The organism is uncultured Propionibacterium sp. (genome assembly GCF_963539965.1).
Taxonomy (GTDB): Bacteria; Actinomycetota; Actinomycetes; order Propionibacteriales; family Propionibacteriaceae; genus Propionibacterium.
This window is the reverse complement of record NZ_CAUTOU010000064.1, coordinates 1-12,203: the sequence shown is the minus strand read 5'-3', so window position 1 is coordinate 12,203 and position 12,203 is coordinate 1. Positions and strand designations below refer to the sequence as shown.

7 protein-coding genes and 3 pseudogenes are annotated in these 12,203 nt (G+C 71.2%); 4 read left to right on the top strand and 6 right to left on the bottom strand.

The window, feature by feature from the left end:
- From R2N01_RS09600 to R2N01_RS09590, 3 genes and pseudogenes are all read right to left on the bottom strand, one after another.
- A pseudogene (locus tag R2N01_RS09600) lies at positions 1–728 on the bottom strand (o-succinylbenzoate--CoA ligase); the annotation flags it as partial.
- A 124-nt stretch (positions 729–852) separates the two neighbouring features.
- The gene (locus R2N01_RS09595) at positions 853–1,713 is read right to left on the bottom strand and encodes an ABC transporter ATP-binding protein (protein ID WP_316670611.1); all 861 of its coding nucleotides are present in this window, start codon (positions 1,711–1,713) and stop codon (positions 853–855) included.
- Positions 1,710–2,735, bottom strand: a complete 1,026-nt coding sequence (locus R2N01_RS09590; RefSeq protein WP_316670609.1) for an iron-siderophore ABC transporter substrate-binding protein — start codon at positions 2,733–2,735, stop codon at positions 1,710–1,712. The genes R2N01_RS09595 and R2N01_RS09590 overlap by 4 nt, the downstream gene beginning before the upstream one ends.
- A 37-nt stretch (positions 2,736–2,772) precedes the next feature.
- Here R2N01_RS09590 and R2N01_RS09585 point away from each other — a divergent pair.
- The 3 genes and pseudogenes from R2N01_RS09585 to R2N01_RS09575 form a co-directional block, all read left to right on the top strand.
- A pseudogene (locus tag R2N01_RS09585) lies at positions 2,773–3,339 on the top strand (iron chelate uptake ABC transporter family permease subunit); the annotation flags it as partial.
- A 79-nt stretch (positions 3,340–3,418) separates the two neighbouring features.
- Complete coding sequence (locus R2N01_RS09580; RefSeq protein ID WP_316670613.1) at positions 3,419–3,790, top strand: iron ABC transporter permease; 372 nt, start codon at positions 3,419–3,421, stop codon at positions 3,788–3,790.
- Positions 3,787–4,866 (top strand): iron chelate uptake ABC transporter family permease subunit, encoded by a 1,080-nt coding sequence (locus R2N01_RS09575; RefSeq protein ID WP_316670612.1) that lies wholly within the window; start codon positions 3,787–3,789, stop codon positions 4,864–4,866. Before R2N01_RS09580 ends, R2N01_RS09575 begins: the two co-directional genes overlap by 4 nt.
- 91 nt (positions 4,867–4,957) lie before the next feature.
- On the opposite strand, the gene R2N01_RS09570 is transcribed toward R2N01_RS09575, so the two are convergent.
- Together R2N01_RS09570 and R2N01_RS09565 are read right to left on the bottom strand one after the other, a co-directional pair.
- On the bottom strand, positions 4,958–6,295 hold the full coding sequence (locus R2N01_RS09570; protein ID WP_316670608.1) for a cation:proton antiporter: 1,338 nt from the start codon (positions 6,293–6,295) through the stop codon (positions 4,958–4,960).
- Between the two features lie 54 nt (positions 6,296–6,349).
- Entirely contained in the window at positions 6,350–7,189 is an 840-nt protein-coding gene (locus R2N01_RS09565) for a hypothetical protein (protein ID WP_316670606.1), read from the bottom strand.
- 261 nt (positions 7,190–7,450) lie between these two features.
- On the opposite strand from R2N01_RS09565, the gene R2N01_RS09560 reads away from it, so the two are divergent.
- Complete coding sequence (locus R2N01_RS09560; RefSeq protein WP_316670605.1) at positions 7,451–11,854, top strand: acyl-CoA dehydratase activase-related protein; 4,404 nt, start codon at positions 7,451–7,453, stop codon at positions 11,852–11,854.
- Positions 11,855–11,895: 41 nt separating this feature from the next.
- Here R2N01_RS09560 and R2N01_RS09555 read toward each other — a convergent pair.
- A pseudogene (locus R2N01_RS09555) lies at positions 11,896–12,203 on the bottom strand (hypothetical protein); the annotation flags it as partial.

The window sequence follows — 12,203 nt, the reverse complement described above, 5'->3', positions numbered from 1 at the left end:
CGCAGCGGCGCCAGCTCGACGGTCGCGCCGCCGGTGGTGACCGCCCCGTCCCGGCCCCAGACGCGCAGCAGCCCGCCGCTCAGCTCGCCGCGGTCGCCGACCGTGACGAATCCGTCCTCGCGCCGGACGAGCCCGCCGGGCCCGTCGGGGTCGAGGCGGTCGCGGCTGAGCCACGGCGAGCGCACCCAGATGCGCCCGTCGGCGGTGTCGATCTCGACCGAGTCGAAGGGACGCAGGTCCTGCGCGTGCCGGCCCAGCGCGACGAGCGAGAGCTCGGCCGCCCCGTAGTAGTGCAGCACCGTCCAGCCCCTGGCCGTGGCGCGTTCCCAGCTCCGCACGGGCAGCCCGTCACCGGCGACGAGGGCCTTCATCGGGGGATGAGCGCCGAGCGCCTGCGCGAGGGACGAGGGGGTCAGCGTCGCCCAGCCGGCGCGCTCGGGGCGCCGGCTCCAGGCGGCGCCGACGTACTCGCACAGGCAGGCCGAGAAGAGGTTCATCGTGGAGTCCAGCGGGCCGGGGAGCCACATCGTGTCGGCGGGGCCCAGACCCATGCGCGCCGCCAGCGGCGCGAAGGAGTCCACCCAGGAGTCCGTGCTGCGCACGATGGTGCGCGCGGCGCCGGTGGTGCCCGAGGTGCGCAGCGCGATCGGCGCCCCCTCCTGGTGGGCCCGCCAGAAGGCGCCCGTCGGGTCGTCCCCGCCGATCGGGCGGGCGGTCCGGTGCTCCATGCAACCGCCTCCTTGTCCGATCCGGCTCCGGGGCGGGCCCCGGGAACCGGCTGAACATCGTTCAATCCATGAAGTGTAGCCGCCCCGGGCGCCCTCCGGTGGTCCCGTGCCCCGCTCCGGCCCGCTACGGGCCGTCGCCCGGGGCCCGCGGCAGGACGAGCGGCGTCCCCGTGATCGGGTCGGTGAAGACGCCCACCGGCAGCCCGTAGGCCTGTTCCACCAGTTCTGGCGTGACGACGTCGGACGGCGCCCCGCTGGCCAGGATCGCCCCGTCGCGCATGGCGATGACCTCGTCCGCGTAGCGGCAGGCCTGGTTGAGGTCGTGCAGCACCGCGACGATCGTCGTGCCCAGCCCCTGGTTGAGCTCGCGGCACAGCTCCAGGACGTCCACCTGGTGGGCCAGGTCGAGGTAGGTGGTCGGCTCGTCGAGCAGCAGGATGTCGGTCTGCTGGGCCAGGGCCATGGCGATCCACACCCGCTGGCGCTGGCCGCCCGACAGATTCGCCACCGGGCGGGCGGCCAGCCCGGCGACATGGGTGCGCTCCATGGCGGCGCGCACCTGCCTCTCATCCTCGATCGACCAGGGCCTCAGCAGGCCCTGGTGCGGGTAGCGCCCGCGCGCCACCAGCTCGCGCACGGTGATGCCGTCGGGCGTCAGCGAGGACTGCGCCAGGAAACCCACCCTGCGCGCGAGCGCCTTCGGCGAGTACGAGTGCACATCGCGCCCGTCCAGCAGGACCTGGCCGCCGCTGGGGGCGAGCACACGGCTCAGTGCCCGCAGCAGGGTCGACTTCCCGCAGGCGTTCGGGCCGAGAATCACGGTGAACGCGCCCGGCGCGATGTCCACGGTCAACTGCTCGATGACCGGGTCGCCGTGCGGGTAGCGCATGGCCAACCCCCGTACGCTCAGCCCCGCCCCGGTCCCGGGGGCCCTCTGCGGGACGGCGCCCGGGTCACCGGGCCCGCCCCGCGGGGCCGCGCTCACTTGATGTGCTCCTGCAGCACGGCCATCGCGGTGGCCGCGGCGGTCGGGCCGGCGTTCAGGTAGAAGGGGTCGTTGTCCACCTGCACGGCCTGATCGTTCGCCACCGCGCCGAGCGTGGACCACAGCGCCGACGAGGTGACCTCGGAGCCGTCGCCGGACTGGACGCCGTAGAAGATCCAGTCGGCGTCGGCCCGGTCGAGGTTCTCGTCGTCGATGTCCTGCGAGGTGTCCTCGAACCTCTGGCTCTCGGGACGAGCCAGCCCGGCGTCCTCGGCCAGCGAGCCGGAGAACGAGGCCAGCCCGTAGATGCGGGTGCGGTCCGAGGTCCTGTTGAAGAACGAGACGGTCGGCACGCTCGACAGGCCGGCGCCCCACGCGGCGGCATCATCCTGATAGCTCGTCAACCAGTTCTGCGCCTGCCCGAGCCTGCCGAGGGCGTCGGCGACGAGCTGGAAGTCCTGCTTCCAGTACAGGCCGGTGCCCTTCGTGACGACGGTCGGGGCCAGTGCCGTCAGGCTGTCGTAGAGGGTGTCGATGTTCTTGCCGGCCGAGTTCACCAGGATGAGATCGGCGTCCAGGTTCGCGATCGACTCGATGCTCGGCTCGGTGCGGCTGCCGACATAGGTGATGGCGTCCAGCTCGGATCCCCTGTCGGCGAAGGCGTCGTAGAGGTACTGGGGCACCATGTCGGAGCCGTCGACACCGGTGGAGCCGACGGGCATGACGCCCAGCGTCAGGGCCGCGTCGATCTGACCGGTCGAGATGACGACGACGCGGCCGGGCTCGGCGTCGATCGTCGTCCCGCCCTTGTAGTGCTCGACGGTGCGCGGCCAGACGCCGTCGGCGGCACCGCTGCCCATGCCCTCGGCCATGCCACGGGGGACGAGGTGGCCGGCCGACGCGGTGGCCGAGGCGGCCGGCGAACCGGTCGATCCTGATTCGTCGGATGAGCAGCCGGCGAGGGCGGCGCCCGCGGCGAGGACGCCGAGACCGAGCGTGCGGCGCTGAATGCGTGTGGTCATGAGGGAAGTCTAAGCTTCGTCGAATAGGCTTCAGGGTATGTCCAGAGCATCTGTGCTGTCAGCTGAAAGCCGTTGCCGAACGGCTTTCGTCGTGCTCCTGGGACTCGCCGTCGTGATATTTCTGGCGCTTATCAGCATGGCCGTCGGCTCGCGCCCACTGACGCTCGGCCAGGTGTGGGAGGGGCTCTTCGCCCACGACCGGAGCGCCTCCTCGATCATCGTCTGGCAGCTGCGTCTGCCCCGCACCGCAGTGGCCGTCGTGGTGGGCGCGGCGCTCGGCGCCGCCGGCGTCGTCATGCAGGCGCTCACCCGCAACCCGCTCGCCGAGCCCGGCGTGCTGGGCGTCAACGCGGGGGCCTCCTTCGCCGTCGTGCTGGCCATCGCCTTCGGGCACGCGGACGCCGTCTCCGGCTACGTCTGGTTCTCATTCGTCGGTTCGGCCGCGGCCGCCGTCCTCGTGCAGATGATGGCGAGGCGGCGCCCGGGCGCCGGGCACGCCCGCCTGGTGCTCGCCGGCGTCGCACTGGCCGCCGCCCTCGGCTCGGTCACCGGCACCGTCACCATGTACGACACCGACGCCTTCGACTCCTACCGCTTCTGGACCCTCGGCTCCTTCGCCGACCGCGACATGACCACGCTGGCCTGGATCACCCCGTTCGTCGCGGGCCGGGCTCGTCGTCGCGCTGGCCTGCGGGCGCAGTCTCGACGTCCTGGGCCTCGGCGACGAGCAGGCCGCCGCTCTCGGGGTCCGCCTCGGCATCGTGCGCGTCGCCTCACTGGCGGCCATCACCCTGCTGTGCGGCGCCGCCACCGCGGCGGCGGGGCCGATCAGCTTCGTCGGCCTGGTCGTCCCACACGTCTTCCGACTCGTCATCGGCCCCGACCAGCGCCGCCTGCTGCCCCTGTCGATCGTCGGGGGCCCGGCCCTGGTGCTCGCGGCCGACGTCATGGGACGCGTCATCACCCGCCCCGACGAGATCGAGGCCGGCGTCGTCACGGCCTTCATCGGCGCCCCCGTGCTGCTCGCCCTGGTCGTGGTGAGGAGGGGGCGATGAGCACGCCGGCGGGCCGCAGCGGGCGGGCGGACATCTGGCACGACGGGTCCGCGGTGCCCTCGCTGCCCGTGCCCGGCGGGCGCCTGCCCGTGCGCCCGCGCGCCCTGGTCGTCACCGCCGGCCTCGTCGTGGCCGCGCTGGTCGTCGCGGTGCTGGCCGTGGCGACCGGCTCCTACGATCTCGACCCGGCCGGCGTCGTCCACGTGCTGCGGGGCGCGGGCTCGCAGACCGACCGGTTCATCGTCCTCCAGCAGCGGCTGCCGCGGGCCGCCGCCGCCTGGCTCGCCGGCGCCGGTCTGGGGCTGTCGGGCGCCGTCTTCCAGTCCCTCTCGCGCAACCCGCTGGGCAGCCCCGACATCGTCGGCTTCACCACCGGCGCCAGTGCCGGCGGCCTGGTCATCATCGTCCTGATGGGCGCCCCCGGCATCGCCTCGCTGGCCCTCGGCACGACGATCGGCGGCTTCCTCACGGCGGCGCTGGTGGTCATGGTGACGATCCGGCGCGGCATTGCCGGCGAGAACCTCGTACTGGCGGGCATAGCCGTCGCCGCCATGATCTCGGCGGTCGACGAGTACCTCATCAGCCGCGCCCCGCTGGAGTCGGCCGAGGCGGCGAAGGCCTGGCGGTTCGGCAGCCTCAACACGATCGGCTGGGCCCAGGCCGGGGCGCTGGCGATCGCCATGGCCGTCCTGCTGCCGCAGCTGGTCTGGCTGGCGCGGCCGGCGCGCATTCTCGAGCTCGGGGACGACAGCGCCGCCGGGCTGGGCGTGCGGCCGGCGCGCCAGCGCCTCGTCATGCTCGTCCACGGCGTACTGCTCGTGGCCGTCGTCGTGGCCGTCACCGGACCCATCGGCTTCCTCGCCCTGGCCGCCCCGCAGCTGGCCAGGCGCCTGGCGGGCAGCCCGGGCATCGCCTTCTGGCCGACCGTGGTGATGGGCGGGGCGCTGCTGGGCGCCGCCGATCTGCTGGCCCAGCGAGTGCTCGCGCCCTTCCAGATCCCCGTCGGCCTGGTCAGCTCGGCGATCGGCGGCCTCTACCTGCTGTGGCTGCTCGGTTTCAGCAGGCGGGACGCCTGAACCGCCCGGCGCCCCGCCCCGGCCGGCTGCAGTCCCCTGCCATGCTGATCGCGAACGCCGCACCTCTGCCTCGGCGCCGCGCATGCATCCGCTATCCGCTGTGTCTCCGAAGATCGCGGTGTCTGCGGGGAGGGGGCGCTGCGATCGGCCCCGACACGGCGGCACCCGGCCCGCCCGGAGGCTTCTCGAGACGGCCCAGGGCGCGTGCGGTGAGCGGGAAGAACAGCACCGTCAGCGCGCCGGCCGCCACCAGGCACGAGCCCAGCGCGGCGGGCATGAGCCCCTGGGAGACCGCCACCTCGGTGACCGCGACGATGATCGGCAACCCGGCCGATGAGTAGAAGGCCAGCTGCGCCCGCTCGGCGCCGGGCGCGACGCCCGAACCGGTGTTCGTGAAGCGCTCGGCCAGCCATACCGGCATGCCGCGCGTCACGAGCACCGCGAAGAAGGCCGCGACGACGGTGAGCGGGCTCGACCGCACCGCGTCCAGGGAGATGCCCATGCCGCTCATCACGAAGAAGACGGGGATGAAGAAGCTGTTGCCCAGCACCGAGATGCGCTCCTCGAGCGGATTGGTGTGGCCGCCCACGATGAGGCGCAGGCACAGGCCCGCCATGAAGGCGCCGAGTGCCACGTCGACGTCGAACAGCGCGGCCAGGGCCATCAGCCCGGTCAGCAGCAGCATGATGGTGCGCATGATGCCCTGGGTCAGGCGGTGCTCCCCGGTGTGGACGAACCAGTCGATGACGCGCTGGTAGACGTCCTGACGCTCCGCCTCGCTCATGTGCTGGAGCTGGTCGTTGACCCGGTGGGCCGCCCGTTTCATGCGGTGGCGGGTGAAGAGCGCCAGGCCCACCGTCAGGACGCCGAAGCCGATGAGGACGAGCGCGCCCACCCACGGCGAGTTGCTCGACAGCAGGATCGCCATCGCCGCCACCGGGCCGAGCTCGCCGACCGTGCCCTGCGCCATGAAGGCCCTGCCCAACGGCTTGCCGAGCACGCCCTGCTCGCGCAGGATCGGCATGAGCGTGCCCAGCGCGGTCGAGCTGAGCGCAATGGCCAGGGCCGCGGCGTTCAACCACCTGTGCCCGGGGACGATGAGCATGCCCGCCCCGAAACCGATCACCAGGCAGACGAGCCAGGTGATCGCGGCCGACTTCGTCTGGCGTCCGACCAGATCGTTCGGGTCGATCTCGAAACCGGCCGACAGGAACAGCAGACCCAGGCCGAGTTGCTCGAGCATCTCGAGGTCCCCGGCTCCGGCGAGCGCGAGGCCGGACGGGCCGATGAGCACGCCGAGGCCGAGCAGCAGGACCACTTCGGGCAGGACCCGCCTGGTCGCATGGCCGATCGCCGGTGCGACGAGCGCGGCCAGGACGATCCAGAACAGCGAGACGCTGACGGACGAGGAGACCTCCAGGAGAAGCATCCGCAAATCCTATGTGCAGAACCCGACCGGGCGCGTTCCGCACCCGATCGGCGGTCAGCCGCCTGAGGCGCCGCACCGGAAGGTCGGCAGCTCGTCCTCGTGCCCGGCCAGCCAGTCGCTCAGCACGGTGATCTCGCCGATGACATCCTGGTAGTCGTCGCCGGTGATGATGATGCTCATCGCGATGAAGCCCGAGCCCGTGTCGATGACGCCCAGCTGGCGCATCGTCGAGACCCCGGTGCTCTCGTTGGTGCCCCAGCCCGACTTGGCGTGCCCGCCCGCGACCGTCTCGATGCCGACCGCCTGGGCGTCCACCAGATCGGACATGAGCGTGTAGACGTGGTCGGCGGCCTCGTCGTCGGAGCAGGCCAGCCATGAGGCGAACCGCGCCTGGTCGGCGCTCGACCACTGGGTCATGCCGAAGCCCGTGTCCCCGCCGAGCGCCGCGTTCGGCAGTGTCAGCGTCGTCTCGTCGCCGGCCTCGCGCAGCAGGTTGTCGACCCTGGTGCTGGACTGGTAGCCGCCGCCGAGCGTGGCGAACAGTGTGCTCGCCGCGTCGTTGTCCGACTCGGTGATCGCCTCCCTGGCCTGCTCGTCGAGTTCGTCCCCGCCCTCGCGCAGGGCCTCGATGACGATCGGCACCTTGATCGTCGACCACGCGGTGCTCTCGCTCACCTCGCCGGCTGTGATGACATCGCCGTCGGAGCCCACGACGGACACCTGGGCGTCATCGGGGATGGCCGCCACGAGCCGTTCGAGGCTGGTCCGCACGGGGTCGGCGGCCGCCTCCCCCGACGTCCCCGGCCCGCAGCCGCTCAGCAGGACCGTGCCGGCGAGGGCGCAGTCGAGCACTGCGGCGATCGGGCGGGCGCGTCCGGGCAGGTGAGCTGACATGGTGAGTCCTTCAGGGGGCGGCGCCCCGTCTCGGAGGCGATGCCTCATTCCTGGATGCCTCATTCTTACCGGCGGTCCTCCGGGAGCCGGACAGCACGCGCCGTCTCGAGGCCTGCCGGGACCCGGTCGTGGACCCGTGTGCGGACTCACACCGTCCGGACAGGGCGCCGGTGTTGTGAGAAGCGGGGGACTGCCCTACCCTGAAACAGAATGGGCGTTCTGTTTTTGGACGGTGCTCGCCCGGTCCCCGAAGGAGGACGGATGACTGGTGAAGTCCTGCGCCTTGGCCTGGACGTCGGCTCGACGACGGTGAAGGCGGCAGTCATGCGCGGCCACGAGATGCTCTTCAACGACTACCGGCGCCACAACGCCGACGTTCGCGGGGAGATGAAACGGCTCCTGCTCGACATCGGCGGGCACTTCCCGAACGACACCTTCAAGATCGCCATGACCGGTTCGGGCGGCCTCGGGGTCGCCCGCATGATGAACGTCGGCTTCATCCAGGAGGTCGTCGCCGCGACCGAGGCGATCGAGCAGCTGAACCCCGGCGTCGACGTCGTCATCGAGCTCGGCGGCGAGGACGCCAAGATCACCTACCTCCACCCGACCCCCGAGCAGCGCATGAACGGCTCGTGCGCCGGCGGCACCGGCGCCTTCATCGACCAGATGGCCTCGCTGCTGCGAACCGACGCCGGCGGCCTCGACGAGCTGGCCAGCCGCTACGAGAACCTCTACCCGATCGCCTCGCGGTGCGGCGTGTTCGCCAAGACCGATGTGCAGCCGCTCATCAACCAGGGCGCCCGCCACGAGGACATCTCGGCCTCCGTCCTCCAGGCCGTCGCCACCCAGACCGTCGCCGGCCTGGCCTGCGGGCGCCCCATCCGCGGCGAGGTCATCTTCCTGGGCGGCCCGCTGCACTTCCTGCCCGAGCTGCGCGAGGCCTTCAAGCGCGTCCTCGGCGAGCACGTCCGAGACTACGTCACCCCCGACGACGGCCAGCTGTACGTCGCCATCGGCGCCGCCTTCCTGGCCGACGGCCCGACTCTCTCGCTGACGCACCTGGCCGGGATGCTCGACGACGCGGGCGGGGCCTCGGTGGCCTCCAAGACGTTGCGCCCGCTGTTCCTGGACGAGACCGAGCGCGCCGAGTTCGACGAGCGCCACGGCGTCGTCGACGTCGAGCAGGCCGACATGAGCCAGGCCGTCGGCGACCTCTACCTCGGCGTCGACGCCGGCTCGACGACCATCAAGTCGGTCCTCATCGACGACGACGGCAGGATCGTCCACTCCAGCTACGACTCCAACCGGGGCGACCCGGTCCAGGCGGCCGTGAACATCGCCGAGAACGTCATCGCGGCCCTGCCCGAGGGCTCGACGATCGCCCGCTCCTGCGTCACCGGCTACGGCGAGGACCTCGTCAAGACGGCTCTGCACGCCGACGAGGGCGAGATCGAGACGATGGCCCACTTCCGCGCCGCCCAGGCCGTCTGCCCCGGCGTGACGAGCGTCATCGACATCGGTGGCCAGGACATGAAGTTCGTCAAGATCCGCGAGGGCGTCGTCGACTCCATCGCCGTCAACGAGGCCTGTTCGGCCGGCTGCGGCTCCTTCCTGCAGACCTTCGCCGAGACGATGGGCACCGATGTGCGCGATTTCGCCAGGGCCGGCATGCAGGCCGGGGCCCCCGTCGACCTCGGCAGCCGCTGCACCGTGTTCATGAACTCCTCGGTCAAGCAGGCCCAGAAGGAGGGCGCCGGCATGGCCGACATCTCCGCCGGCCTGTCCTACTCGGTGGTGCGCAACGCCCTCTACAAGGTGATGAAGCTGCGCGACACCGGCGAGCTCGGCGACAGGGTCGTGGCCCAGGGCGGCACCTTCCTGAACAACGCCGTGCTGCGCGCCTTCGAGCTGCTGACCGGCGTCGACGTCAAGCGCCCGAACATCTCCGGCCACATGGGCGCCTACGGCGCGGCCCTCATCGCCAAGGCCCACGCCGCCCCGGGCGACGTCTCGGCCATGATGAGCCGCGACTTCGAGGGCTTCTCGGTGGAGTCCAGCCAGCGCATCTGCAAGCTGTGCCAGAACCACTGCAAGCTCACCATCACGACCTTCGACGACGGTTCGCGCCAGGTCTCCGGGAACCGCTGCGAGCGCGGCGCCAGTCTCGAGGCCAGGCCGAGGAAGAGCGACATCCCCAATCTGTACGACTACAAGTACAAGCGGATGTTCGCCTACCGCCGGCTCACCGACAAGAATGCCACCCGCGGCGAGATCGGCATGCCCCGCGCCCTGGGCATGTACGAGGACTACCCGCTGTGGTTCACGGTCTTCACCCGGCTCGGCTTCAAGGTGATGATCTCGGGCCGGTCCAACCACGACCTGTTCGAGTCGGGCATGGAGTCGATCGCCTCCGAGAACGTCTGCTACCCGGCCAAGCTGGCCCATGGCCACATCGAGTGGCTGCTGGACCACGGCGTCAAGGACATCTGGATGCCCTGCGTCAGCTACGAGCGCAAGGAGATCGCCGAGGCGGACAACAACTTCAACTGCCCCATCGTCGCCTTCTACCCGCAGGTCATCGAGAAGAACGTCGAACGCCTGCGCGAGCCCGGCATCAACTTCATGGACCCGTTCCTCAACCTCAACGATCCCGACAAGCTCGCCGAGCGCCTGGTCGGCGTCCTCGCCAAGTGGGACGTCACCCCGCCCGAGGCGGAGGCCGCCGTCGCGGCCGGCTTCGAGGAGCTCGACCGGGCCAAGGCCGACATCAGGGCGGAGGGCGACCGCGCCATGCAGTACATGCTCGAGCACGACATGCGCGGCATCGTGCTGGCCGGGCGCCCCTACCACGTCGACCCCGAGATCAACCACGGCATCCCCGACCAGATCACCCAGCTGGGCATGGCCGTCCTGTCGGAGGACGCGCTGTCCAGCGGCATGCGCACCACCGGTTTCAACCGTCCGCTGCGGGTGCGCGACCAGTGGGTGTACCACACCCGCCTCTACGAGGCCGCCGCCCAGGTGCGCAGCAACCCGAGGCTCAACCTGGTGCAGCTGAACTCCTTCGGCTGCGGCGTCGACGCCGTCACCACCGACCAGGTGCAGGACATCCTGGAGCAGGCCGGCGACATCTACACGGTCCTGAAGATCGACGAGGCCTCGAACCTGGGCGCGGCCAGGATCCGGCTGCGCTCGCTGCGCGCCGCCGCGGCCGAGCGCGAGGAGGTCTCGCGCGAGGTCGACACGACGATCGGCCCCGGTCCGGTGGAGGAGAGGATCACGGTGCCGGCCAGTTCGACCCCGCCGTACACCAGGCGGATGCGCAGGACCCACACGGTCTACCTGCCGCAGATGTCCCCGATCCACTTCCAGGTCCTCGAACCGCTGTTCCAGCGCGCCGGTTACAAGATGGAGCTGCTCGAGCACGCCTCGCGCGCCGACATGGAGTGCGGCCTGAAGTACGTCAACAATGACGCCTGCTTCCCGGCGATCATGGTCATCGGCCAGCTCATCAACAAGTTCGTCTCCGGCGGCGCCGATCCCGACAAGTCGGTCGTGGCGATCACCCAGACCGGCGGCATGTGCCGGGCGACGAACTACGTCGGCATGCTGCGCCGCGGGCTGAAGGCCGCCGGCTACGAGCGGGTCCCGGTGCTGGCCATCTCGGCCCAGGGGCTGGAGTCCAACCCGGGCTTCAAGCTGACCCCGACCCTCGTCCACTCGGCCATCCAGGGCCTGGTCCTCACGGACCTGCTCCAGGAGGTGCTGCTGCGGGTGCGCCCGTACGAGCGCGAGGAGGGCTCGGCGATGAGGCTCTACCGGCGGTGGAACACGCTGGTGCGCGAGTTCATGGCCGACCCGTCGTACTCGCCCACCGAGGGCCGCAGGCTCGGCTTCAGGTGGCTGTGCCGCCAGATGGTGCGGGAGTTCGACGAGCTGCCGCTGCTCGACATCCCGCGCAAACCACGTGTGGGCGTCGTCGGCGAGATCCTCGTGAAGTTCCAGCCGGACGCCAACAACAACGTCATCGGCGTCATCGAGGACGAGGGCTGCGAGGCCGTCATGCCCGGCCTCATGGGCTTCTTCCTCCAGTCGCTCGAGACCGGCCAGTGGCGTTACGAGAACTTCGGCCTGGGCAGGACCGGGCGCCACGTCAAGAAGATGGCGCTGTGGTACATCGAGCAGGCCCGGAAGACCGCCGACAGGGCCCTGGCGAGCACCAACGGCAAGTTCGAGGTCCCCGAGAGGATCCACGACATGGCCACGCGCGCCCAGAAGGCCATCAGTCTCGGCACCCAGGCCGGCGAGGGCTGGCTGCTCGTCGCCGAGATGATGCACCTCATCGAGCACGGCACGCCGAACATCATCTGCGCCCAACCGTTCGCCTGCCTGCCGAACCACGTCGTCGGGCGCGGCATGTTCAAGACGCTGCGCGAGCTCCACCCGCAGGCCAACATCACCTCGATCGACTACGACCCGGGCGCCTCGGAGGTCAACCAGCTCAACCGCATCAAGCTGATGATCGCCACGGCCTTCAAGAACGAGAAGACCGCCGGCCTGAAGCAGTGGCAGTCGGACTTCGACACGGCCAGCCCGCTCGAGACGGCCTCCCCGTCGAGTCCCGACGTCCGCATCGACAACGGCGGCGTGGGCTCGCGGGTCTGACCGCCGGCCCGATGGCCCCCGCTCCGCCGGGCCGGGGCGGGTCAGTCCTGCCCGGCGGGGGTGCTGCGGACGCGTGTGCGGCCGGTCTCGTCCAGGTCGACCCGGATGGTGCGCACCCACTTCTCGCTGGTGGCTGGGTGGTCCGAGCGCCGGTGCCAGCCGCGGCTCTCGGGACGGGCCTTCGCTGCGGCGAGGACGGCCGCACCGGCCAGCTGCAGGTTCGTCGTCGACAGCGCCGGGCCGCTGAGCGGGGCCCCGGTCGGTACCGCGGCGAGCAGCTCGGCCGCCTCGTCCAGGCGGGTGTGCTCGCGTACCAGCCCGGCGGCCTGCCCGGCCCGGATGATGCGCC

Bases quoted from the DNA above. Each gene is read 5' to 3' on its own strand.
- R2N01_RS09590 (WP_316670609.1), bottom strand. From the start codon at position 2,735: ATGACCACACGCATTCAGCGCCGCACGCTCGGTCTCGGCGTCCTCGCC.
- R2N01_RS09575 (WP_316670612.1), top strand. From the start codon at position 3,787: ATGAGCACGCCGGCGGGCCGCAGCGGGCGGGCGGACATCTGGCACGAC.
- R2N01_RS09570 (WP_316670608.1), bottom strand. From the start codon at position 6,295: ATGCTTCTCCTGGAGGTCTCCTCGTCCGTCAGCGTCTCGCTGTTCTGG.
- R2N01_RS09565 (WP_316670606.1), bottom strand. From the start codon at position 7,189: ATGTCAGCTCACCTGCCCGGACGCGCCCGCCCGATCGCCGCAGTGCTC.
- R2N01_RS09560 (WP_316670605.1), top strand. From the start codon at position 7,451: ATGACTGGTGAAGTCCTGCGCCTTGGCCTGGACGTCGGCTCGACGACG.